The sequence below is a fragment of the Croceicoccus sp. Ery15 genome (genome assembly GCF_020985305.1).
Taxonomy (GTDB): domain Bacteria; phylum Pseudomonadota; class Alphaproteobacteria; order Sphingomonadales; family Sphingomonadaceae; genus Croceicoccus.
The window spans coordinates 517,934-542,398 of record NZ_CP087588.1 but is presented as its reverse complement, the minus strand read 5'-3'; the positions used below and the strand labels follow the sequence as shown (position 1 = coordinate 542,398).

The window sequence follows — 24,465 nt, the reverse complement described above, 5'->3', positions numbered from 1 at the left end:
TTGTCCGGTCGATCCTGGCAGTCCGGAACGACGGCGCTTTTCGATCGTTGTTCCGGGCCGAACCTTGTCAGCACCGGGCGCGCAGCGTGGTTTGTCAGGGGTATTCCTCAGATGAGTGTGATGAGCGCTGTCAGGAGACTTGGCAGCGCTGTCCAGAAGATGACGTGGAGCTAAAGCGGCAGGAACTGACGGGATATTTCATCCGCCAGCGCTTCCCACCGACGGGCAGCCTTCAGGTGATGATCCCTAACAGTCGGCGTTGAAGCGCGCGCCGCAGCGCGCCGCTCGTCGGCAGCGTTCTGCAAATAGCCATTCGCGTAAGTCATTAAAACGAAACCTGAATTTCCCGTTACCCCCTTCTGACACGAAACCCTCAGGAAAAGGTTTCGCGCTATACATAGCGAATGTCGAAGGAACATCATTACAATTCCCCTACCGTCCGGGCTATCATAGATGAGGCAGAAGATACGCCAGCCGTGCTCCCGCGAACGAGATCGCCAAACCCATGCATGCTGGCCGCTTCTGTCTTCGTGGCAATCGCCATCGGGGTGCACGCGGTTCTGCTCGGCTTACTAGCAGTCGGCTAGGGTTCGATCGCCTTGGTGATCGCAAGGGCAGGGTAAGCCAACGCTTCGAAGGCAAGATAGCCGAGCGTAGCAACAGAACCCGCGCCAATGCTGATCAGGGAAGCGCGTTCGAATGCCTGACCGAGCCAGCGCCAATCGTTAGGCTTCTCGATAATAAGCGCCTTGCAACTAGCACTACTTTGGCAGAAATCTGATTTTTGGGATTCCCAAGGTGGGATTCCAGTGATTCATAGGGAGCCAGCTTTTCGAAGGGGCTGGCGATGGATACGGATTGGCGTGGCGAACTGGACGAGTGGTTGGCACCGTTTGTAGCGGCGTTGCGACACAAGACGCGTGGCCGGATGTGTCCGGCGTATATCGCGGGACTGATCGGCCCGGGGGATCGCAAAAGCATACAGCCGATGGCCGCCCGGACAGATGATGTCAGCTACGATCGGCTGCATCATTTCATCGCCAGCGGCGTGTGGGACGAAGCACCGCTGGAGGCAGCTCTGCTCGCCGAGGCCGACCGGCAGGTAGGCGGCGAGAAGGCCTGGCTGATCATCGACGACACGGCGCTGCCCAAGAAGGGGCGCCATTCCGTCGGCGTGGCGCCGCAATATGCGTCGGCACTGGGCAAGAATGCCAACTGCCAGACGCTGGTGTCGGTGACGCTGGCATCTGGCGAAGTCCCCATCATGGTCGGCCTGCGCCTGTTCCTGCCCGAGAGCTGGACCGGAGACGTGGCCCGCCTGGAACGGACTGGAGTTCCTCTCGATTGCTGCCCCTACAGGACCAAGCCCGAGATCGCGCTCGCTGAGATCGATCGGGTCGGCGCTGCGGGTGTTCGTTTCGGCTGTGTCCTGGCGGATGCGGGCTATGGCATGTCCGCACCGTTCCGACAGGGGCTGAGTGAGCGCGGGCTTGCATGGGCGGTGGGCATACCTTTCAGACAGAAGGTCTACCCCGCCGATGTTGGGATGATCTTCCCGATCGCTGGAAGAGGTCGCCCTCGCAAGAACGCCATCCCCGACGCGAAATCGATATCCGCCAAGGCAATGCTGGAGATGGCAAGGTGGCGCAAGGTGAGTTGGCGGCGCGGTACCAAAGGGCCACTCTCGGCGCGGTTCGCTGCCGTTCGCGTGCGTGTCGCCGATGGTCCGCCCCAGCGCATCCGGGACATGGGTGCGCAACATCTGCCCGGCGAGGAGGTGTGGTTGGTCGGGGAGCATCGCTCGACTGGCGAGCGCAAATACTACCTCTCCAACCTGCCTGCCAGCACGCCAATCAGGCAGCTTGCCGGCGCCATCAAGGCCCGCTGGGTCTGTGAGCAGGGGCATCAGCAACTCAAGGAAGAACTCGGCCTCGATCACTTCGAGGGTAGATCATGGAAGGGGCTGCACCGACACGCGCTGATGTCCATGATCGCCCTGGCCTTCTTGCAGACCCAGCGCCTCAAGCAGGCCAAGGGGGAAAAAAAGGACTGCCGGTCCGCCTCCACAGCCGAGCTTACCAGCGATCAGACAGGCCATCATTGACCGCTTCTCCAAGCCACCGGATCGGCCATGCCCGCACTGCGGTCGCTGCATATCTGACCCGACACCAAAAAATCTGCCAAAGTAGTGCTAGAGGCACCCCTCGGATTACGGCTTACGCCGGCTCGACCGCCTTCCGTCCGGATTTGCTCCGACGATGGCGACAACTGATGCTCTCTTGCACGCATCATTCTCGGTCACTGGACTTATGCTCCTCGAACCTAATGCCGCGCCTGCCGAAGCCATCACGATGAGGCTGATCGCCGCCCATTGGGTGAAGTTGAGAGTTTCGCCGAGCACGACCATTCCGATCAATGCTCCGATGGCCGGTTCCGCACTCATCATCGTGCCGAAGGCGTTGGATGGCAGCTTACATAATGCAATCATTTCCAAACTGTAAGGAACAGCGCTGGAAACGATGGCGACGATTGATCCGATCAGGAGGACGCCGGGTAGCAACATATCCTGCCCAGCTTGCGCGAAGCCTACGGGGGCGGCGACAAGTGCAGCCACGATCATGCCAGCGGCGCTTGCAGCAGGTCCGTGTCGTTCTCCAACCCGCTTGCCGGTGATGATGTAGCAGGCCCAGAAAATGCCGGCCAAGGCCGCCAGCAACAGGCCGCGATAGTCCTGCGCAGAAGTTGCAGAATGCACGGGCAACAGCATGGCAAGACCGGTCGCCGCCAGTCCGATCCACACGAAATCCGATCTCTTCCTAGGCCGTAAACTCATAAACTGACTTGCGCGGCGCGGGCGCGGTTGATTCAAGGCTTCGGGAAGGAGCTTTGGATGACGCGTCGTAGATTTGAACTGACCGATGATGAGTGGCTGGTGATCGAGCCGTTGTTGCCGAACAAGCCTCGCGGGGTTCCGCGTGTGGATGACCGGCGGGTCATCGACGGGATATTGTGGCGCTTTCGCACGGGCAGTCCTTGGGCTGATATTCCCGAGCGCTATGGCCCACATACCACCTGCTACAACCGTTTCGTGCGCTGGCGCAAAGCCGGTGTGTGGGACCGCCTTCTCGAAGCGGTGAGCCAAGCCTTCGACGGCGAGTTGGTCATGATCGACAGTTCTTCCATCCGGGTCCACCAGCACGGTGCGACCCTAAAAAGGGGGACCCAAATCGCTGCATGGGACGTTCCCGGGGCGGTTTGACAACCAAGATCCATGCCCTGGTTGATGGTCGCGGCCTGCCGATCCAACTGCATCTGTCCGAAGGCCAGGCGAGCGATTGCCGTGAGGCCGAGAGGCTGCTGGCCGCCGTGCCGAACGCCACCACCTTTCTCGCCGATAAGGCTTATGACAGCGATGCCATTCGCAGTCAGATCACCGCGCAGGGTGGCTTCGCCAACATCCCAGTCAAGCGCAATCGTCGCAAAGGCTTCGCGTTCAGCAGCTTCCTGTATCGCTACCGTAATCTGGTCGAGCGTTTCTTCGGGAAACTCAAAAACGCCAGAGGCTTGGCCACCAGATACGACAAACGAAGCGATAACTTCCTCGCTGCCATCAAGCTCTTCTGCACACGCCTATGGATCGCCGCTAATGAGTCTACGCCCTAGAGGCGCCAGGATGTTTGAGCTGCATGGATTGATTTCCTTTAGAATTGTCGCCGCTGTTTTGGCGGTGGCGGCGCTAATGGTGTCGCCGGTGGCGGAAGCCGCTCAATGCGGCGATGAAATGTCTTCGGCAATCTATGCGAACCAAACGATTGATGCGGTTACCAGTGACGGATCTGAGCGAGATAGTCCGCAGCCCCAGGTCTGCGCGCATGGACATTGCCACCACCTGTTCGCAGCGTTGGTACCCAATAGTCATAGTCAAACGTTCGGCGAAACCGTCATCGTTACTACCTCGTTTCCAGACGTGAAAATCACTGGCGAGGCGCACGGCCTGCCCCAACGCCCTCCTCGAAGCTGACGGGTTGAATCGCGCTGTGCAACGCGGCGCACACCGGATCGTCAGCAGAGGAACTATACAGAATGTCAGCCATAAGTTGGCGGGATGCCTTGACTGCAGGGCTATCCCTCGTCGCCATTGCCACGCCCGTGGCAGCGCAGGAGCAGGAGCTTCTGACGCTCGAGGATGCATTGAGCCGGACAGGCGTGGTCGGCGAAACTGCAGACCCCGAATTAAACCCGCGCATCGTCGGTCCGCGGGCGGAGGCCGAGGCAGCACAGGCGCTAGTCGGTCAGGCGCGGCTGCGGCCCAATCCTGAAGTATCGCTCGAGGTTGAGAACATCGCCGGTAGTGGTGCATTCTCGGGACTCAGCGCAACCGAATATACGCTTGCTGTCGGCCAGCAGCTCGAACTTGGAGGCAAGCGTGGCGCGCGCGTGGAGGCTGCACGGGCACAGGCGCAGCTGGCAGGCTTGCGAGCCGACCTCGCCGATGTCGAGCTCAGCTTTCTCGTTCGTGAGCGCTACGTTGCGGCAGTTGCGGCTGCCTCGCGTGTCGCACTCGCTCGCGATGTGGTTGAGCGGAACGAAGAACTCGCCCGCATAGCCGGTGTGCTGGTCGAAGTGGGCCGCGAACCGCCTCTACGCGCATTGCGCGCAGAAGCGGCCCTGGCGGAAGCACGTGCCGAGCTTCAAGCGGCGCAAGCAGCCAGTCTCGCGGCGTGCACGGCGCTCGCCTCGCTTTGGAGCGACCAGGAAGCGCCGCCGCTCGTTCCGACCGACTTTCCCGAAATCGTGCCTCCGGGCATCGTAATGGCCTCGGCGACGGGGCTGCAATTACAAGTAGCGCGAGCCGAAAGCACCGCCGCAGCCGCCGAGATCGATCGTGAGCGCAGCTTGCGCATTCCCGATCCTGTCGTATCCGCCGGTGTTCGCCGCTTTGAGGAAAGCAACGACAGTGCCTTTCTTGTCGGCGTCTCGATACCGCTTCCTTTCCGCAATCGGAACCAGGGCAACATCGCTGCTGCCGAGGCTAGGCTGCGGGCCGCCAATGCCCGCGAGGCAGTCGCGCTCGCTGACTTCGAACAGTCCATAACCCGCGCTCGTGCCGAATATCTTGCCGCCGAAGCGCGCGTCGAGACACTTTCCACGACATCACTCCCCCAGGCTGAAGAGGCGCTGCGGCTCGTTCGCATCGGGTATCGCAACGGTCGCTTTCCGCTGATCGAGGTGTTGAGCGCAGCCGAAGCGCGTGACGCCATACGCGAGGCGTTGATCGCCGCGCAGCAAGACCGGGGACAAGCTGCCGCCGAACTGATCAGGCTGGCCGCACAATGAGGAACCTCCCAATGAACCGCAGAAAACTGGCGATCGTCGCCGGAATCGTCATACTCGCCGCGGCACTGCTATTATTGCTGTGGCCTGACTATCAAGCTGATCCTCTTGCAGAAAACGAAGCCGCCGAAACTGAATTGCCAGAAGGCCTCGTTCTGATCGACGAAGAACAGATTCGCACGGCAGAGATCGAGGTCGCCGCAGTGCAGGCCGGTGCTGCAGTCGAACTGGTCTTCCCAGCGACCGTTGCGGCGAGCCCGACTGCAAGTGCAAGAATCGATGCGCGCGCTTCGGGCGTCGTCCGCAGCGTTGGCAAGACGCTTGGCGACTATGTCCGCCAAGGCGAAACCGTTGCACGGATCGAAAGCGCCGATGCGGCGGCACTCGCTTCCCAGCTTAGTTCCGCCCGCGCCCGCGTGACCGAGCTTTCGGCAGCCTATGAGCGGGAGCGTCGTCTTTTTGAAGCTAACGTGACAGCGCGCCAAGATCTCGAAGCGGCGCGCGCCAATCTTGACGTTGCCCGTGCCGAATTGAACCGTGCGCAGGCTGCTGTCGCTGCAGCGGGTGTAAGTGGTGATGGACGTTCGCTTGCGGTGACGAGTCCACTCTCGGGCCGCGTCACCGCTGCCCCGATCGTGCTCGGCTCGTTCGTCGATGCCGGTGAAGAACTCTACCGCGTGGTCAATCCGAACGGCCTTCAGGTAGAAGTTGCGCTGCCTTCCGAAGATGCCGCGCGCATTCAGCCTGGCGATGAAGCCGCGGTGATCGTGGGGGATGGCCGCGAGATCGGCGCACGTGTCCGATCGGTCACGCCTTCGCTCGATCCGGAGAGCCGCAGTGCCACCGCCGTGCTCAGTCTCACACGCGCTGTTCCCGGCCTCCAGCCCGGTTCGTTTCTCCAGGTACGCATTCGCCCGTCAGGCGAAGTCGACCAGAGCCGCATCGCGGTTCCAGAGGACGCCGTGCAAGTGCTCGAAGGGCGCGATGTCGTTTTCGTGCGCACACAGCGCGGGTTCCAGGCGCGTGAAGTGGCCACAGGCAGCCGGTCCGCCGGAATGGTGACGATACTGTCCGGTCTTGAAGCCGGACAGCGGATCGCGACCGACAATGCCTTTCTGCTGAAGGCCGAACTCGAAAAGGAGAACGTCGAAGATGACGACTGATCATGTATCGACGCCTTCGGATGAGGGCAGCCACCGCCATGGCCTGATCGGGATGGTGCTGGATATCGCCGTGCGTTTTCGCTGGGCGATCATCGCTCTAACCATACTTGCTGCGATTTACGGCGCGCTCAATTTGTTGCGTTTGCCGATCGATGCGGTGCCTGACATCACCAATACGCAGGTCCAGATCAACACCACCGCGCCTGCGCTCTCGCCTTCGCAGGTCGAGACGCAAGTAACTTTTCCCATCGAGACCGGATTGGCCGGGATTGAGGGATTGGAGATGACTCGCTCGATCTCGCGCAATGGCTTCAGCCAGGTCACCGCTATCTTCGAGGAAGGGACCGATCTCTATTTCGCGCGGAGCCAGGTAAACGAGCGTCTTGCACCAATCGGTGCTTCGCTGCCTGAGGGAGCGGAGCCCACCATGGGGCCGATTTCCACCGGCCTTGGCGAAGTGCTGATGTATACGATCGAGTATGAGCACCCCGGTGGCAAGGGTGCGACCACTGGCGGCCGGACAGGCTGGCAGTCCGATGGCAGCTTTATCACCGAACGTGGCGACCGCCTCGAAAGCGATGTCGCCAAGGCGGCCTATCTGCGCACTGTGCAGGACTGGGTCGTCGCACCGCTGATGCGTTCAGTCGACGGCGTCGCCGGGGTGGACTCAATCGGAGGCTTTGAAAAGCAATTCCTTGTTCAACCCGATCCGGCCCGTTTGACCGGCTACGGTTTGTCCTTCGACTCTCTGATCGATGCGCTCGAGGCGGCCAATCTGGCGGCCGGTGCCAATTTCGTCGACCGCGCAGACGAGGCTCTGCTTGTAAGGGTCGATGCGCGGCTTGGCGGGATCGCGGATATCGAGCAAGCAGTCGTCGCCACCCGCGAAGGTGTGCCTATCCGTATAGGTGATGTCGCCGATGTCGAGATCGGTGGCGACCTGCGAACAGGCGCCGCATCGTTAAACGGCGAAGAAGCCGTGGTCGGAACGGTTCTGATGCGCAGCGGTGAGAACAGCCGCACGGTATCGGCTCAGGCAGCCGAACGACTTGAAGAAGTCCGTGACTCGCTCCCTGCGGGGGTAGAGGCCGATATCGTCTATAACCGGTCGTCTCTTGTCGATGCGACCATAGCCACAGTCGAGAAAAACCTGCTCGAAGGCGCGCTGCTGGTCATTGCGGTGCTATTCCTCCTACTTGGCAACATCCGCGCCGCGATCATAACGGCACTGGTTATCCCAGTCTCCATGCTGATGGCAGCGGTCGGTATGAACCGGCTCGGCGTGTCGGGCAATCTGATGAGTCTCGGAGCGCTCGACTTCGGCCTTATCGTCGATGGCGCGGTGATCATTGTCGAGAACAGCGTCGCACGTCTCGCGGCGCGACAACACCGGGAGGGGCGACTTCTCACCTTGGGCGAGCGGCTCACCGAAACACGCCTTGCGGCGCAGGAAATGATCAAGCCGACCGTCTACGGGCAGGCGATCATCTTCCTCGTCTTCGCCCCGCTGCTCACTTTTACCGGAGTCGAAGGCAAGACGTTCTCGCCAATGGCGATCACGATGATGCTCGCGCTGGCGTCGGCCTTCGTGCTTTCGCTGACCTTCGTTCCGGCGATGATCGCGGTCCTGCTCAACAAGAAGCTCACCGAAAAGGAGGTGAAGCCCATTCGCTGGTCGAAGGAGCGTTATGGCCCAGCGGTTCGCAAGGCCATTGCGCGGCCTTGGCCGGTTATCGGCACCGGTTTCGGCATCTTCGCGGTTGCAGCTGTCGCCTTTAGTCTTCTGGGGAGTGAATTCACTCCACAGCTCGACGAAAGGGATCTCCTAGCCCGTCCTATTCATGAGGCTACCGCTTCGTGTTGTTCGGACGGCGATGTGGCGGTGCCTGATTGATCAAGGCGCACGCCTCCACCGGCGTTTTTCACCGCGGCAGGAGCAATGGGCTTTTCGAGGTTGATGGACTGGGGCTCAGGGGTTCGGCGGCACCGCCGCTCTTGCTATGTGGGCGCTGGTCGCAGACTGGTGGTGATGGCCTTGAACACACCGGCATCCGGGCAAGCCGAAGCGAAGGCGACGCGGATACGCGTGGCGGTTTCGATGACGCGGGCAGCGACCTTGAGCAGGCGCAGGCGCAGCGTGGCGAACTCGGCGGTGGCGAGTGCGGTGGCTCTTGGGATTTCCTGCTGGATTCGCCACAGGAGCCAGTATGCGGCGGTGTGCAGGATGAGGCGCATCTGGTTGGCGCCCGCCGAGCGGCACGAGGTGCGATCGCTGGCGAGCTGGCTCTTGTGGCGCTTGATCAGGTTCTCGGCCTGACCGCGGGCGCAGTACAGCGTGTCGTAGATGTGCTCGGCCGAGCCTTCGGTCAGCGAGGTGACGACATAGCGGATGTCCATGCCCAGCGTGCTGGCCTCAATCCGGGCGACGACGCGGCGCTGGCATTTCCAGCTTTTGGCGCCGTAGCGGGTCTCGGCATAGTTGCGCAGGACCGGGCATTGGCGTTGAGCCCGCCTGACGGCACAAGCATCGGCGACGGTGACGATTTCGGGATCGGCACGCAGCACGGCGTTGGTCGGCAGACCAAATACGTAATCGACGCCGGTCGCCTCGCACAACGTCATGACCTCGGGCCGCCCATAGTGCCCGTCGCCGCGGATGGTGATGTGGGTATCGGGCCAGTGCCGCCGAAGATGGCGCACCAGGCGCCGAATGTGTCCGGCAGCCTCGGCGCCCGACGGTGTCTTGCCGGTGCGCAGCAGCATTGCCACCGGCCGACCGGTGGCGGTGTCGTAGACATGAATCGGCAGGAAGCAGCGCTCCCCGTGATGACCGTTCCAGAACGAGAGTTGCTGATAGCCGTGCACGACATCACAGGTGTCATCGATATCCAGCGTCACCGCCGCCGGCGCGGCGGGATAGCTGGCGCAGTAGATGTCGATCATCGCGGCCATCATCCTGGCCAACTCGCGCGTAGTCGGCGCATTTTCCCACCGGCTCATGGTCGGTTGGCTCGCAAGCCCCACGCCCGATCCCGGCAGCTTGCCCAGCGCCAGGCGGAAGCCCGGATCGTCGCGCAGAGCGTCGAGATCATCGGCGTCCTCATAGCCACAGCTGATCGCAAAGATGCGGGCGCGCAGGATATCGTCGAGGTGATGCACCACTCTGCCCGGGTCACGCGGATCGGAAATGCAGGCTGCAAGCCGCTGGCAGATCCCCATCGCTCGTTCGGCCTGTGCCAGCAGCAACACGCCGCCATCCGAGGTAAGCCGGCCGCCGTCGAAAGCGGCTGTGACTTTCTTGCGGCCGACTGCTGGGAATCCAAATGCGCTTGCGATATCGTTGTTCATGCGGGGGTGACCTGTGGCATTTTCTGCCCTGCGGCAGGTTCGGCTTAGACACCCAGTTCCTAATTCAGATCAGAAGCTTAGGCCACTCCCGCTAACCCTTTAGGACCGGTTTGGTGAATACGACGGGCTAGTCGGTCCAAATAGGTTACATTGTCAAAATGGACGGCTGGGGAGGCGGCTAGGCTTGTGCCGGCAAAAGATGATCTACCACCGCTCAATGTGGCTAAAACGTTCGGGCTTAAGGCGAGCGCAAGGAGAGACGTTCATTAAATGCATCGCTGTAGAAATTTTCTAGCGAGTGCAATCCTTTGTTTACGGTTGCGACCCCATAGGCGCTCTGGTGTTAAGGTTAATAGCGCAGCCACGCTGACGCAAATGAGGGCGTAATGACAATGCGGCGGATCAAAGAGTTCAAAGGTGCGACTTCAGCGGCTGCCATCGCCGCAAGCTTGCTTATCGGCAATATGTCTGCGCACGCACAGACCATCGAAAACACCAGTTTTGAAACCGGAAATCTTGACGGGTGGAACGTAGGTGGCGGGACGGGGACGCAAGCGGCAGGATCATATAATAGCTCGGGTGTAGGAGTTACAGTTGTTACAGGAATGACTGATTTCCAGTCTGTTGCTGGCACTGCTCCTGGCTCACATTCATGGACGGTTGTCCCCTATGATACGTATATGGCGTCGCTTCAAGCTGGCGGCAACTATACCTTTGCAAATGGAGCGACTGACCTTGGATTGACAGCCACGAGTCAATCGGCCGTCGCGGCCTTATTGACCAGCAACCCAACTAACGCTGCCTGGATTTATCAGGACCTCCTGCTCAATGCAGGCGACTCTTTCGAGATGGCCTGGCAATACGTATCTACGGATTACGACCCATTCAATGATGCCTCTTTGACGTCTCTGGTAAATATAGACAATAATTCAATTTTGGCGACTGTAAATAACAATAAAGACCAGTATGCTCTTCTTGGTGCAACAGTTCTCGGAACCGGAAATTACTCAACAGGAAATTACGGCGCAACTGGCTGGCAAGTTTCCACGTACAGTGTGGATACATCAGGAACATACCGTCTCGGTTTTTTGTCGCTCAATTTGTCGGATACGGTAAATAGCCCTGTGCTATTTGTTGATCAGTATACCGGAACCACCTATGATAAAGGCGTATATTTTGCGCCAATTGGTCCTAATCCTGGCAGTAATGCGCCCGTCACCCCTTCTGGTCCCGTAGAGACGATCATATCAGGAGATACGAATTCGTCCGATCTTGGAGATTCGGGGAATTTCCAAGGCGGTACCCTGACGGTAGACGAGCCGGATTCTGCCTATTCTCAAGATTTTGGGATTGGGGAAGATGGGGCGGTCATTGATCAGAACGGCAATGATTCCACTTTCTCAGGCGCCTTCAATGATGCTGTAGAAGGCACTCCCGGCTCACTATCCATAACCAACAGCAGCACGGGCGGCAGCATCACCCTGACCGGTACCAACGGCTACACCGGTGACACCACCATCGCTGGCGGCACCACGCTGGCACTGACCGGCGACGGCAGCATCGAAGGCTCGTCCAAGGTCATCGCCGACGGCATGTTCGATATCGGCGGCACCAATGACGGCGCTTCGATCAAGACCCTGGGCGGTGCTGGCGAAGTGGCGCTGGGCGACAAGTCGCTGACCATCACCGATGGCTCGGGCAGCTTTGACGGCGCGATCGGCGGCACCGGCGGCTTCGCGCTGACCGGCGGGGATATCACCCTGACCGGTACCAACGGCTACACCGGTGACACCACCATCGCTGGCGGCACCACGCTGGCACTGACCGGCGACGGCAGCATCGAAGGCTCGTCCAAGGTCATCGCCGACGGCACGTTCGATATTGGCGGCACCAATGACGGCGCCTCGATCACGACCCTGGGCGGTGCTGGCGAAGTGGCGCTGGGCGACAAGTCGCTGACCATCACCGATGGCTCGGGCAGCTTTGACGGCGCGATCGGCGGCACCGGCGGCTTCGCGCTGACCGGCGGGGATATCACCCTGACCGGTACCAACGGCTACACCGGTGACACCACCATCGCTGGCGGCACCACGCTGGCACTGACCGGCGACGGCAGCATCGAAGGCTCGTCCAAGGTCATCGCCGACGGCACGTTCGATATCGGCGGCACCAATGACGGCGCCTCGATCACGACCCTGGGCGGTGCTGGCGAAGTGGCGCTGGGCGACAAGTCGCTGACCATCACCGATGGCTCGGGCAGCTTTGACGGCGCGATCGGCGGCACCGGCGGCTTCGCGCTGACCGGCGGGGAGATCACCCTGACCGGTACCAACGGCTACACCGGCGACACCACCATCGCTGGCGGCACCACGCTGGCACTGACCGGCGACGGCAGCATCGAAGGCTCGTCCAAGGTCATCGCCGACGGCACGTTCGATATCGGCGGCACCAATGACGGCGCTTCGATCAAGACCCTGGGCGGTGCTGGCGAAGTGGCGCTGGGCGACAAGTCGCTGACCATCACCGATGGCTCGGGCAGCTTTGACGGCGCGATCGGCGGCACCGGCGGCTTCGCGCTGACCGGCGGGGAGATCACCCTGACCGGTACCAACGGCTACACCGGTGACACCACCATCGCTGGCGGCACCACGCTGGCACTGACCGGCGACGGCAGCATCGAAGGCTCGTCCAAGGTCATCGCCGACGGCACGTTCGATATTGGCGGCACCAATGACGGCGCTTCGATCAAGACCCTGGGCGGTGCTGGCGAAGTGGCGCTGGGCGACAAGTCGCTGACCATCACCGATGGCTCGGGCAGCTTTGACGGCGCGATCGGCGGCACCGGCGGCTTCGCGCTGACCGGCGGGGAGATCACCCTGACCGGTACCAACGGCTACACCGGCGACACCACCATCGCTGGCGGCACCACGCTGGCACTGACCGGCGACGGCAGCATCGAAGGCTCGTCCAAGGTCATCGCCGACGGCACGTTCGATATTGGCGGCACCAATGACGGCGCCTCGATCACGACCCTGGGCGGTGCTGGCGAAGTGGCGCTGGGCGACAAGTCGCTGACCATCACCGATGGCTCGGGCAGCTTTGACGGCGCGATCGGCGGCACCGGCGGCTTCGCGCTGACCGGCGGGGATATCACCCTGACCGGTACCAACGGCTACACCGGTGACACCACCATCGCTGGCGGCACCACGCTGGCACTGACCGGCGACGGCAGCATCGAAGGCTCGTCCAAGGTCATCGCCGACGGCACGTTCGATATCGGCGGCACCAATGACGGCGCCTCGATCACGACCCTGGGCGGTGCTGGCGAAGTGGCGCTGGGCGACAAGTCGCTGACCATCACCGATGGCTCGGGCAGCTTTGACGGCGCGATCGGCGGCACCGGCGGCTTCGCGCTGACCGGCGGGGATATCACCCTGACCGGTACCAACGGCTACACCGGTGACACCACCATCGCTGGCGGCACCACGCTGGCACTGACCGGCGACGGCAGCATCGAAGGCTCGTCCAAGGTCATCGCCGACGGCACGTTCGATATCGGCGGCACCAATGACGGCGCTTCGATCAAGACCCTGGGCGGTGCTGGCGAAGTGGCGCTGGACGACAAGGTGCTGACCGTTACCGATGGCTCGGGCAGCTTTGACGGCGCGATCGGCGGCACCGGCGGCTTCGCGCTGACCGGCGGGGAGATCACCCTGACCGGTACCAACGGCTACACCGGCGACACCACCATCGCTGGCGGCACCACGCTGGCACTGACCGGCGACGGCAGCATCGAAGGCTCGTCCAAGGTCATCGCCGACGGCACGTTCGATATCGGCGGCACCAATGACGGCGCTTCGATCAAGACCCTGGGCGGTGCTGGCGAAGTGGCGCTGGGCGACAAGTCGCTGACCATCACCGATGGCTCGGGCAGCTTTGACGGCGCGATCGGCGGCACCGGCGGCTTCGCGCTGACCGGCGGGGAGATCACCCTGACCGGTACCAACGGCTACACCGGCGACACCACCATCGCTGGCGGCACCACGCTGGCACTGACCGGCGACGGCAGCATCGAAGGCTCGTCCAAGGTCATCGCCGACGGCACGTTCGATATCGGCGGCACCAATGACGGCGCTTCGATCAAGACCCTGGGCGGTGCTGGCGAAGTGGCGCTGGGCGACAAGTCGCTGACCATCACCGATGGCTCGGGCAGCTTTGACGGCGCGATCGGCGGCACCGGCGGCTTCGCGCTGACCGGCGGGGAGATCACCCTGACCGGTACCAACGGCTACACCGGTGACACCACCATCGCTGGCGGCACCACGCTGGCACTGACCGGCGACGGCAGCATCGAAGGCTCGTCCAAGGTCATCGCCGACGGCACGTTCGATATCGGCGGCACCAATGACGGCGCTTCGATCACGACCCTGGGCGGTGCTGGCGAAGTGGCGCTGGACGACAAGGTGCTGACCGTTACCGATGGCTCGGGCAGCTTTGACGGCGCGATCGGCGGCACCGGCGGCTTCGCGCTGACCGGCGGGGATATCACCCTGACCGGTACCAACGGCTACACCGGTGACACCACCATCGCTGGCGGCACCACGCTGGCACTGACCGGCGACGGCAGCATCGAAGGCTCGTCCAAGGTCATCGCCGACGGCACGTTCGATATCGGCGGCACCAATGACGGCGCTTCGATCAAGACCCTGGGCGGTGCTGGCGAAGTGGCGCTGGACGACAAGGTGCTGACCGTTACCGATGGCTCGGGCAGCTTTGACGGCGCGATCGGCGGCACCGGCGGCTTCGCGCTGACCGGCGGGGAGATCACCCTGACCGGTACCAACGGCTACACCGGCGACACCACCATCGCTGGCGGCACCACGCTGGCACTGACCGGCGACGGCAGCATCGAAGGCTCGTCCAAGGTCATCGCCGACGGCACGTTCGATATCGGCGGCACCAATGACGGCGCTTCGATCAAGACCCTGGGCGGTGCTGGCGAAGTGGCGCTGGGCGACAAGTCGCTGACCATCACCGATGGCTCGGGCAGCTTTGACGGCGCGATCGGCGGCACCGGCGGCTTCGCGCTGACCGGCGGAGAGCTTACGCTTAACGGAACGAACACATATACCGGTGGCACCACAATCGCTGGCGGCACACTGATCGGCTCGACCAACTCGCTCACCGGGGATGTGCTCGACAATGCGGCGCTGGTCATCGATCAGGATAGCGATGGCGGGTTCAGCGGCGATATCTCCGGCAGCGGCTCACTGACCAAGGACGGCACCGGCGCGGTTACGCTCACCGGCGCTAATAGCTACACCGGCGGCACGATTATCGCAGGCGGCACACTGATCGGATCGGCCAACTCGCTCACCGGTGACGTTCTCAACAATGCGGCACTCGAACTGGCTCAGCCTGATGATGCTACGTTCGACGGGACGCTTTACGGTAGCGGCTCACTCCTCAAATCGGGTGCAGGAACGCTGACGATTTCCGGCGCTCACGGTTTTAGCGGCAACACGACAGTGTCCGCAGGCGGTCTCACTGTGGACGGAGACCTTCGCGGATCGGCAATCACCTTGCAGGACGGCACGATGCTGGCAGGCTCCGGTATTGTTGGCGGAATCGACGCCGCATCGGGTTCGATGGTCTCGGTGGCCGGTGATGGTCTGGGCACGATGTTGGTTGACGGAGACGTCGCTTTTGCTTCCGGTTCGAACTTGATCGTCAATGCCAATGCGGCCGGCGAGGCGGATATGCTGTCAGCCACTGGCACGGTCACTATTGCAGGCGGTACGGTTCAGGTGCTCGCGGCGTATGGCGACTATGCTCCGCAGACCGGCTATACGATCATCTCGGGAGGTACGGTCGAAGGCAGCTTCGACAATGTGCAGACCGATCTCGCCTTCCTGATGCCAACGCTGCAGTATAGCGCCACTGGCGTCGGCCTGGTTCTGACGCGCAACGATATCGCGTTCGCCGACATCGCGGTGACCTACAACCAGGCCAGCGTAGGTGGCGCGATCAACGCCGCTTTCGCATCGGAGAGCGAGCTATACTACGCGATCGTCGGACAATCGGCGAAGGGCGCACGCGCCATTCTCGACAACCTGTCAGGCGAAATCCATGCGACCGTTGCCAACGCTCTGGTGCAGGACAGCGATCGGAACCGCCGGGCCGTGCTTGGCCGGCTCGATCTGCCGAAGCATGACGGCCCCGCGCTTTGGATCCAGGGTGTCGGGGCGCAAGACGACTGGTCGAGTGATCGCAACGCTGCAGGGTATCAGCGTAATTCTACTGGCGTGATTGGCGGTCTGGAATTGACCCGCGGAAAATCAAAGATGGGCATTGCGATCGGTTACACGGATGGCAGTCTCAAGCTGCGCGACCGGCTTTCGAATGCCAAGATTTCTGGCAAGCATCTTGATCTTTATGCTGGATCGAAACTTGGTCCGATCAACCTGTCAGCCGGAGCCCAGATCGCCGACTTTGACGTCGATACCAATCGCGATTTCAGCCTGGGATCGATCGACCAGCAAGCGGCGGCGTCGTACGATGCAAAAACCTATGGAGCTTTTGCGCGCGCTGGCATCCAAATGCCACTGGGTAATGGGGCAATCGAACCCTTTATCGGGGTCAACTGGATCCGCTTCGATCGGCGTGGCTTCGCCGAAAATGGTGGAACTCTTGCTCTAGACGGCATGGCAGAGAAATCAAATTGGACCTTCGGTTCGATTGGTTTCAAGTCGCAGGTGCCGCTTGATCCGGCAAAGCGGTTCGCGGTCACCTTCTCGGGTGAGTGGCAGCACGCGCTGGACGGTAAGGCGACGACAGCGACCATGCGCTTCGCGGCAGGCGATCCGTCATTCACCGTGGCCGGCGCTCCGCTCGCGAGGGATGCCGCGATCGTCGACATTGCGGCGAACTACAAGCTGTCTGACAGGCTTACGATCGGTGCAGGCTATAGCGGCACGATCGCCAATTACGGGATGAGCAACGCCGGGCGGGCGAATGTGTCGCTGCGTTTCTGAACTTCGCCTGGCGGGGGCTGACCAGCTCCCGCCAGGCAATTCGCAGATCCTGTCATGTCTGGACGGCGCCCTGCGATCAAGGGTTCGGGTGCGGTCATGTCTTCGGCCTGTCTGTTGTGGGGTTTGATCCACTGGCCCTAATGGCTCTGTCAGACCAACGAGGCACCCTGGTCAGTTCCCTGCTAGCGGACGGCAATGAGGCGTATCCAGTGGAATAACCCTTGAATCAATGTGTTCAACGTTTTTCAAGAGGTTGATTGGGTTTGGACCCTAGCACTACTTTGGCAGATTTCTACGGATCATTTTTCTCCATCTTCTACGACAATGAGGGCATGTTGGCGGCGGAGGCTGGCTGAGCTGGACTAGGCCGTAAACTCATAAACTGACTTGCGCGGCGCGGGCGCGGTTGATTCAAGGCTTCGGGAAGGAGCTTTGGATGACGCGTCGTAGATTTGAACTGACCGATGATGAGTGGCTGGTGATCGAGCCGTTGTTGCCGAACAAGCCTCGCGGGGTTCCGCGTGTGGATGACCGGCGGGTCATCGACGGGATATTGTGGCGCTTTCGCACGGGCAGTCCTTGGGCTGATATTCCCGAGCGCTATGGCCCACATACCACCTGCTACAACCGTTTCGTGCGCTGGCGCAAAGCCGGTGTGTGGGACCGCCTTCTCGAAGCGGTGAGCCAAGCCTTCGACGGCGAGTTGGTCATGATCGACAGTTCTTCCATCCGGGTCCACCAGCACGGTGCGACCCTAAAAAGGGGGACCCAAATCGCTGCATGGGACGTTCCCGGGGCGGTTTGACAACCAAGATCCATGCCCTGGTTGATGGTCGCGGCCTGCCGATCCAACTGCATCTGTCCGAAGGCCAGGCGAGCGATTGCCGTGAGGCCGAGAGGCTGCTGGCCGCCGTGCCGAACGCCACCACCTTTCTCGCCGATAAGGCTTATGACAGCGATGCCATTCGCAGTCAGATCACCGCGCAGGGTGGCTTCGCCAACATCCCAGTCAAGCGCAATCGTCGCAAAGGCTTCGCGTTCAGCAGCTTCCTGTATCGCTACCGTAATCTGGTCGAGCGTTTCTTCGGGAAACTCAAAAACGCCAGAGGCTTGGCCACCAGATACGACAAACGAAGCGATAACTTCCTCGCTGCCATCAAGCTCTTCTGCACACGCCTATGGATCGCCGCTAATGAGTCTACGCCCTAGCCCGTCCTATTCATGAGGCTACCGCTTCGTGTTGTTCGGACGGCGATGTGGCGGTGCCTGATTGATCAAGGCGCACGCCTCCACCGGCGTTTTTCACCGCGGCAGGAGCAATGGGCTTTTCGAGGTTGATGGACTGGGGCTCAGGGGTTCGGCGGCACCGCCGCTCTTGCTATGTGGGCGCTGGTCGCAGACTGGTGGTGATGGCCTTGAACACACCGGCATCCGGGCAAGCCGAAGCGAAGGCGACGCGGATACGCGTGGCGGTTTCGATGACGCGGGCAGCGACCTTGAGCAGGCGCAGGCGCAGCGTGGCGAACTCGGCGGTGGCGAGTGCGGTGGCTCTTGGGATTTCCTGCTGGATTCGCCACAGGAGCCAGTATGCGGCGGTGTGCAGGATGAGGCGCATCTGGTTGGCGCCCGCCGAGCGGCACGAGGTGCGATCGCTGGCGAGCTGGCTCTTGTGGCGCTTGATCAGGTTCTCGGCCTGACCGCGGGCGCAGTACAGCGTGTCGTAGATGTGCTCGGCCGAGCCTTCGGTCAGCGAGGTGACGACATAGCGGATGTCCATGCCCAGCGTGCTGGCCTCAATCCGGGCGACGACGCGGCGCTGGCATTTCCAGCTTTTGGCGCCGTAGCGGGTCTCGGCATAGTTGCGCAGGACCGGGCATTGGCGTTGAGCCCGCCTGACGGCACAAGCATCGGCGACGGTGACGATTTCGGGATCGGCACGCAGCACGGCGTTGGTCGGCAGACCAAATACGTAATCGACGCCGGTCGCCTCGCACAACGTCATGACCTCGGGCCGCCCATAGTGCCCGTCGCCGCGGATGGTGATGTGGGTATCGGGCCAGTGCCGCCGAAGATGGCGCACCAGGCGCCGAATGTGTCCGGCAGCCTCGGCGCCCGACGGTGTCTTGCCGGCGCGCAGCAGCATTGCCACCGGCCGACCGGTGGCGGTGTCGTAGACATGAATCGGCAGGAAGCAGCGCTCCCCGTGATGACCGTTCCAGAACGAGAGTTGCTGATAGCCGTGCACGACATCACAGGTGTCATCGATATCCAGCGTCACCGCCGCCGGCGCGGCGGGATAGCTGGCGCAGTAGATGTCGATCATCGCGGCCATCATCCTGGCCAACTCGCGCGTAGTCGGCGCATTTTCCCACCGGCTCATGGTCGGTTGGCTCGCAAGCCCCACGCCCGATCCCGGCAGCTTGCCCAGCGCCAGGCGGAAGCCCGGATCGTCGCGCAGAGCGTCGAGATCATCGGCGTCCTCATAGCCACAGCTGATCGCAAAGATGCGGGCGCGCAGGATATCGTCGAGGTGATGCACCACTCTGCCCGGGTCACGCGGATCGGAAATGCAGGCTGCAAGCCGCTGGCAGATCCCCATCGCTCGTTCGGCCTGTGCCAGCAGCAACACGCCGCCATCCGAGGTAAGCCGGCCGCCGTCGAAAGCGGCTGTGACTTTCTTGCGGCCGACTGCTGGGAATCCAAATGCGCTTGCGATATCGTTGTTCATGCGGGGGTGACCTGTGGCATTTTCTGCCCTGCGGCAGGTTCGGCTTAGACACCCAGTTCCTAATTCAGATCAGAAGCTTAGGCCACTCCCGCTAACCCTTTAGGACCGGTTTGGTGAATACGACGGGTTAAAAAGATAATTGCGGTTCTCTACGAGCTTTACTGTGAGCCGCTGGACGAACACGAAGAGAGAAGGAACGAGAGATGACCAGATTACACATTGGAGTTGCGCGGTTGGCTGGCGGTGTGGTTGCTCTGGGGGTGCTGTCTGCCTGCTCGGGGTATACCTCAATTGCCCATGCTCAAACCGCGGGCGAGCAAGCGGTATCGGCAACCCCCAGCTCACAAACCGTTCTTTCGATGAGCGAGATCATAGCAAGAGCTCGGTCGCTGGGATTTTCCGACCTGAGCGAAATAGAGCTCGAGGAAGGGCGCTATTGCGTCGAGGCGCTCGATCAGGATGGCAAGAGGGTCGAGGTTTTTTTCGATGCCACAACCGGAGATGTAATTCCGGACGCAGAAGTGCATGGCGATCCGATGAGCGAACGGATGAGTATTCAACAGATTCTTACAAAGGCCCAAGACCTAGGTTTCACCAATATAACCGAGATAGAGCGCGAAGGCGAGAAATTTTGCGTCAAGGCGCGCAACCCTGAAGGCGAAGAAGTAGAGATCTTCCTGGATGCCAAGACAGGCGAGTTGGTTGAAGGAGACAGCGCTTCTTCAGATGATCCCGCCGAACTTTCGGAAGACGCCGTGAGAGCCAAGCTGGAGAGCGAGGGATTCTCGAATATCCGCAAGATCGAGCGCGAAAAGGAAAGTGGGAAGTACTGGGTACTAGCCAGTGATGAGAACGGTGAGGACGTAGAACTCCATATCGACCGCATCACGGGTGAAATAACTCGCCGCGAGCAGAGGTCAAATTAGGCTCGGGCGCGATTAAGCCAAAGATTCCGTCTCTTTTGCTCTTCGAGTGCAATGAGCGGAAAAGTACGGTGGCGCTCTGGCCAGTATCTTCGTCGTCACGCTGCATATATCCGGGTTCCGGGCTTTTTGTCCTGATGGGGTGAGTTGTGCCTCGTCTACGCCAATCCTTTTCGCTTCAGAGGGTTGGTGCTGACGTGTATTGGAGCGATATTTGCGGTTCTGATGTCACTGTGGTGAGCCTTCACCAAAGCTAACAGTCTCGCCGACCCAGGCGATTTGCCCTTCAATCGCTGCATCGTTCGTCAGTCGTCGCAGCAATTCATCCGAGGTGTCATGACCGCCGAGAACAAAGCGGATGCCGCTTTGACGCGCCCACGCGAGAAATGAGTTGGCATCTTCCATAGTCATTGGCGCGTGCGGACCATCTCCCGAGGCCAAACGCCGTTGCACATCGACGCCGAATATTTTCAATCTACCTTCCGGGACCGGAAAATGTAAGTCGCCAACAATTGCATAAATTGGCTGCGCGAAGCTCTCATGAATTCTTGTCACCAATTTGTCGACAGTCTGGTGTCCGCAACCCACGATCACTACCAAGCCTTTCCGCTTCACATTGATAACAAGAGCTTGTTCGTTGACCTGTCCGATGAACAGTCTTCTTCCGATCGGTCCTGTAGTTGCCAATCCCGGACCGATCGCCGAGGGCAATACCAACTCGGTAACGGCGCTGTCCGGCATGTCCAAGCTTTCCGGGGAGAATACTCTGCGCCCCCCAAGGGAGAACCCGTCTATTCCTGGCTCAATTCGGCGGGCCGATTCAGCTGATGCGCCTCCCATATGATCGCGATGTAGATGTGAAAGGAACACGGTGCCGATCTCGCGTGGATCTATTCCAAGAGCCTCGATATTTCTCCCAAGGGGACTTACACTATCCTCATCTCTGTTAAATCCTGCATCGAACAAGATGGTCTGGTCCACGGTACGAATGAGGTAGCTGACGCCGGCCTCCGTTGAAAGAGCATCGTTCCGCGAAGACCAGTTTACAAGAGGGGTGATATCGACGGCATCAACCGATCCGAAATTGCCGACTGAAACCATCTTGCGATCCTGCCACTCGACGTTGTTCCTTTCTATGTCGATGAAAAAATCAACAGTGATTACAGCAATAGCGATGAACGCAACCAATAGGATACTTGCGAGAGTTGTGAGCTTGCGCTTTGTCAAAGTCACCTCCGGTTAGGCGTCTCGAGCGTACCAGCCCAACGCTTTGGAAACCAGTTACTTGAATTGTGCTTCACCACGGAAACGGATAAATCTCCACCCGCTGTCGCTCGTTTCCCCGAAAGCCGCGAGTGGTGTATATTGGATACTGAGTACGAGAGACTCTTGCGCCGCTATCAGGGTGTTAGGATAGTTCGAAGAGGTGAAGTTTTAGAATGGCCATGCCTTACCGTGAATTGATCGTTGATGCGTCCCCGCACAGCAGCGTGCGGGAAATCCTGATCCGAGCCCGCACGTTGGCTACGAGGCTCGAGGCGCGGGTCTCAGCGCTCTCATATGCATGGCCCCGCGCTTCGGTGTCGGATTTTGTTACACAAAATGTGCTGTCGGGTGCCGAACAAGAGCGCGCTGTTAAGAGGGAACTGGCGGCAGCACGCGGCGCCTTCGAAACGGTATTTGAGTCAGCGAGCGTTACCGCAGAATGGTGTTCGGGCATCGGCAATCCTGACAAAGCCCTACTAGGCCATCTGCTGACCAGCGATCTCTTAGTTTCAAGTACAAAAGAACCCGAGCTATGCGTGCTCCCAAACGCCGGAGGACTTACAGTTCGCACGGGAGTGCCAGTTTTGATCCTGGGGGAACAAAAAAATGAGCGAGAATTCCAGCGCATATTGGTCGCCTGGAAAGATACCGCTCAGGCTCGCCGAGCCCTGCATTTTTCGCTCCCAATACTTGCTTTGGCGGAGAAGATCACCGTTGTTGGCGTCGGAGATGAGGTTTCCTCCGAGAGCCTGTCCAAGGTCGTCATATATCTCCAGAACCATGGCGTACGTGCTTGCGACCAGCATGTGCCACTATCCTCGCACGATGTTTGCGCGGAATTGATCAGCCTCGCAAGGCATAAGGAGACCGACTTAATTGTGGCCGGCATTCGCACGGGCGAAAATTTCGTAGAGCGTCTGTTCGGCGGGGCAACCCAAAAGATTTTGAAAGACAGATCCATGTCGTGGTTTCTATCAAACTGAGCTCCGAGGTATGGTGATTGGCTGTCGTCTTGAGAGGCGGATCACTAAATCGATCGCATTTTGGACTCAGGGTTGTGGCCTCGCATCTTGCCCATCCCCTAGCAATTGCTCTCAATGGTATCTTATTCGGTTTGGGTAAGATCGAGCGTCAAGACATCGACAGCACGGCATTCTGCGACCGTACCTTGTTTGCAGCTTTCGACCATGCGCGAGAGCTCGTCGCGCAATCCCTTGAGATCAATGAGCTTGGCCTCAACCTCGGCCAGCTGCGCGCTGGCAATAGTGTCCCCCGTCAGCGCCAATGGCACAGATTTGAGGTTGTGATTTAAGGAGGATTTGGGCTTCGTCGTAGTGACGAAGGAACGAATCTATGGACGCCTCCCGCGCAAGGTGGATCTTTGATGTTGCTGCGGCATTGGATGCGTGAATCTATCCGGCCTATCGATTGAAGCGGATTTGCTCCTGGCCATGATGGGAATCCGCGCGGTTCAGTGCCTTCTAAGATGAGCGGCCTCGAAGGCCATCGTTCCTTACAGGCTGTGAAGCGGCGGTCCGTGCCGTTACACCATCAAGTCTTCACCCCGCATTTGAAGCCATTCGTGATCCTGCTCAGCGCTGAGCCATGGTCACGCGATCTTGTAGCTCTCTCCGCTGCGCAATATCGCCCATGCCATGCGAGCCGTCTTGTTCGCCATGGCGACGAGCGTTTTGTTGTGCCCAGCTCGTGATAGCAGATCCTGCGCCCATTTTGATCGCCGGTCCTCGTGCTTGCTGATCCTCAGCAATGCCGATCGAGCCCCGTGTATGAGTTGCCGCCGAAGGTAGTGGTTGGCTCTGCTGCCGATGCCGCCAAGCCTTGGCTTGCCGCCCGTCGTGTATTGTCGCGGAACCAGACCGATCCAGGCAGAGAGGGCTCTGCCCGATTTGAAGTGTTGGCCATCGTCGATCGCGGCCACCAAGGAGGTCGCGACGATCGGTCCAACGCCAGGCAGCGTTGTCAGGCGCTTGCAACGCTCGTCAGTGCGGCAGATCTTGACCAGCATGTCATCGAGAGCCGACACTCTGGTATCAAGGTCGCGATACTCTTCGACGAGTTGTCGAAACAGGGGCTTGGCCAAGTCCGAGAGTTCGGCGGTCTCAATCATCTTGTCGATCTTCAAGCGGAAGCGGGACGCGCCAGCGGGCATGACGATGCCATACTCGGCCAAAAGCCCGCGCGTATGGTTGATCAAAGCGGTCCGCTGGACGACCAGCCTGTCGCGTGTTCGATGCAGGGCTTGAAGATCCTGCTGCTCGACGCTCTTCAGCGGCACGAACCGCATGGTTGGTCTGGTTGCCGCTTCGAAAATGGCTTCGGCATCGACTGCGTCGTTCTTCGATCCCTTCACGAACGGCTTCACAAACCGCGGATGGATGAGCCGCACCTCATGTCCCAGCGCCTCGAAGGTGCGACCCCAGTGGTGCGAGCTGGCGCAAGCTTCCATCGCAACCAGACGCGGTTGTAATCTGGTCACCGCGTCGACGAGCTTGGCCCGACCAACCTTGCGCGATACCACTTCGCCATCGTCGCTTATCCCATAAATGTGGAAGGACTGCTTACCCAAATCGATCGCCAGCATGTGCATGTGATGAACTCCTCTGCTCTATTTTTGCTGCAATCTTTTTGGCCCGATTGCGGGAGACGTC

15 protein-coding genes and 1 pseudogene are annotated in these 24,465 nt (G+C 60.5%); 11 read left to right on the top strand and 5 right to left on the bottom strand.

Annotated features, from left to right (window positions below; genetic code table 11):
• The first annotated feature begins 847 nt into the window (after positions 1–847).
• Positions 848–2,104 (top strand): IS701 family transposase, encoded by a 1,257-nt coding sequence (locus LOZ77_RS02715; protein WP_119592595.1) that lies wholly within the window; start codon positions 848–850, stop codon positions 2,102–2,104.
• Between the two features lie 105 nt (positions 2,105–2,209).
• Here the strand turns inward: LOZ77_RS02715 and LOZ77_RS02710 are convergent, their stop codons facing one another.
• Positions 2,210–2,800: an EamA family transporter gene (locus LOZ77_RS02710; RefSeq protein ID WP_230280672.1), complete on the bottom strand. Its 591-nt coding sequence runs from the start codon at positions 2,798–2,800 to the stop codon at positions 2,210–2,212.
• Between the two features lie 90 nt (positions 2,801–2,890).
• Between LOZ77_RS02710 and LOZ77_RS02705 the strand changes: the two genes are divergently transcribed.
• The 5 genes and pseudogenes from LOZ77_RS02705 to LOZ77_RS02685 form a co-directional block, all read left to right on the top strand.
• Positions 2,891–3,663 (top strand): IS5 family transposase gene (locus LOZ77_RS02705; RefSeq protein WP_156170621.1). Its coding sequence is split into 2 segments (ribosomal slippage): positions 2,891–3,209 and positions 3,209–3,663, totalling 774 coding nucleotides; the frame shifts between segments, so codons are not numbered across the junction.
• Positions 3,664–3,673: 10 nt separating this feature from the next.
• Complete coding sequence (locus tag LOZ77_RS02700; RefSeq protein ID WP_147367032.1) at positions 3,674–4,021, top strand: hypothetical protein; 348 nt, start codon at positions 3,674–3,676, stop codon at positions 4,019–4,021.
• A gap of 62 nt (positions 4,022–4,083) precedes the next feature.
• The gene (locus LOZ77_RS02695; protein ID WP_230280671.1) at positions 4,084–5,337 is read left to right on the top strand and encodes a TolC family protein; all 1,254 of its coding nucleotides are present in this window, start codon (positions 4,084–4,086) and stop codon (positions 5,335–5,337) included.
• 11 nt (positions 5,338–5,348) lie between these two features.
• The gene (locus LOZ77_RS02690) at positions 5,349–6,497 is read left to right on the top strand and encodes an efflux RND transporter periplasmic adaptor subunit (RefSeq protein ID WP_230280670.1); all 1,149 of its coding nucleotides are present in this window, start codon (positions 5,349–5,351) and stop codon (positions 6,495–6,497) included.
• A 43-nt stretch (positions 6,498–6,540) separates the two neighbouring features.
• Positions 6,541–8,355, top strand: a pseudogene (locus LOZ77_RS02685) (efflux RND transporter permease subunit); the annotation flags it as partial.
• 140 nt (positions 8,356–8,495) lie between these two features.
• Here LOZ77_RS02685 and LOZ77_RS02680 read toward each other — a convergent pair.
• Positions 8,496–9,845, bottom strand: a complete 1,350-nt coding sequence (locus LOZ77_RS02680; protein WP_230280669.1) for an IS1380 family transposase — start codon at positions 9,843–9,845, stop codon at positions 8,496–8,498.
• Positions 9,846–11,437: 1,592 nt separating this feature from the next.
• Between LOZ77_RS02680 and LOZ77_RS02675 the strand changes: the two genes are divergently transcribed.
• Positions 11,438–16,879, top strand: a complete 5,442-nt coding sequence (locus LOZ77_RS02675) for an autotransporter-associated beta strand repeat-containing protein (protein WP_230280668.1) — start codon at positions 11,438–11,440, stop codon at positions 16,877–16,879.
• Between the two features lie 436 nt (positions 16,880–17,315).
• A protein-coding gene (locus tag LOZ77_RS02670) for an IS5 family transposase (protein WP_156170621.1) occupies positions 17,316–18,088 on the top strand; the annotation gives its coding sequence in 2 pieces (ribosomal slippage) (positions 17,316–17,634 and positions 17,634–18,088; 774 coding nt in all).
• 169 nt (positions 18,089–18,257) lie between these two features.
• On the opposite strand, the gene LOZ77_RS02665 is transcribed toward LOZ77_RS02670, so the two are convergent.
• Complete coding sequence (locus LOZ77_RS02665; protein ID WP_230280112.1) at positions 18,258–19,607, bottom strand: IS1380 family transposase; 1,350 nt, start codon at positions 19,605–19,607, stop codon at positions 18,258–18,260.
• A 203-nt stretch (positions 19,608–19,810) separates the two neighbouring features.
• Between LOZ77_RS02665 and LOZ77_RS02660 the strand changes: the two genes are divergently transcribed.
• A complete protein-coding gene (locus LOZ77_RS02660) occupies positions 19,811–20,533 on the top strand; it encodes a PepSY domain-containing protein (RefSeq protein WP_230280667.1) in 723 nt (240 codons plus the stop codon).
• 225 nt (positions 20,534–20,758) lie between these two features.
• Here LOZ77_RS02660 and LOZ77_RS02655 read toward each other — a convergent pair whose 3' ends face one another.
• Positions 20,759–21,718 (bottom strand): MBL fold metallo-hydrolase, encoded by a 960-nt coding sequence (locus LOZ77_RS02655; RefSeq protein ID WP_230280666.1) that lies wholly within the window; start codon positions 21,716–21,718, stop codon positions 20,759–20,761.
• A gap of 251 nt (positions 21,719–21,969) precedes the next feature.
• Here LOZ77_RS02655 and LOZ77_RS02650 point away from each other — a divergent pair, with 251 nt between their 5' ends.
• Both LOZ77_RS02650 and LOZ77_RS02645 read left to right on the top strand, forming a co-directional pair.
• Positions 21,970–22,779: a universal stress protein gene (locus tag LOZ77_RS02650; protein ID WP_230280665.1), complete on the top strand. Its 810-nt coding sequence runs from the start codon at positions 21,970–21,972 to the stop codon at positions 22,777–22,779.
• A 74-nt stretch (positions 22,780–22,853) separates the two neighbouring features.
• On the top strand, positions 22,854–23,108 hold the full coding sequence (locus LOZ77_RS02645) for a hypothetical protein (protein WP_230280664.1): 255 nt from the start codon (positions 22,854–22,856) through the stop codon (positions 23,106–23,108).
• Positions 23,109–23,405: 297 nt separating this feature from the next.
• Here LOZ77_RS02645 and LOZ77_RS02640 read toward each other — a convergent pair whose 3' ends face one another.
• On the bottom strand, positions 23,406–24,404 hold the full coding sequence (locus LOZ77_RS02640; RefSeq protein WP_196846159.1) for an IS110 family transposase: 999 nt from the start codon (positions 24,402–24,404) through the stop codon (positions 23,406–23,408).
• Positions 24,405–24,465 lie beyond the last annotated feature (61 nt).

Coding starts and splice junctions, on each gene's coding strand:
- LOZ77_RS02715 (WP_119592595.1), top strand. CDS start 848: ATGGATACGGATTGGCGTGGCGAACTGGACGAGTGGTTGGCACCGTTT.
- LOZ77_RS02700 (WP_147367032.1), top strand. CDS start 3,674: ATGTTTGAGCTGCATGGATTGATTTCCTTTAGAATTGTCGCCGCTGTT.
- LOZ77_RS02695 (WP_230280671.1), top strand. CDS start 4,084: ATGTCAGCCATAAGTTGGCGGGATGCCTTGACTGCAGGGCTATCCCTC.
- LOZ77_RS02690 (WP_230280670.1), top strand. CDS start 5,349: ATGAACCGCAGAAAACTGGCGATCGTCGCCGGAATCGTCATACTCGCC.
- LOZ77_RS02680 (WP_230280669.1), bottom strand. CDS start 9,845: ATGAACAACGATATCGCAAGCGCATTTGGATTCCCAGCAGTCGGCCGC.
- LOZ77_RS02675 (WP_230280668.1), top strand. CDS start 11,438: ATGTTCGATATCGGCGGCACCAATGACGGCGCTTCGATCAAGACCCTG.
- LOZ77_RS02665 (WP_230280112.1), bottom strand. CDS start 19,607: ATGAACAACGATATCGCAAGCGCATTTGGATTCCCAGCAGTCGGCCGC.
- LOZ77_RS02660 (WP_230280667.1), top strand. CDS start 19,811: ATGACCAGATTACACATTGGAGTTGCGCGGTTGGCTGGCGGTGTGGTT.
- LOZ77_RS02650 (WP_230280665.1), top strand. CDS start 21,970: ATGGCCATGCCTTACCGTGAATTGATCGTTGATGCGTCCCCGCACAGC.
- LOZ77_RS02640 (WP_196846159.1), bottom strand. CDS start 24,404: ATGCACATGCTGGCGATCGATTTGGGTAAGCAGTCCTTCCACATTTAT.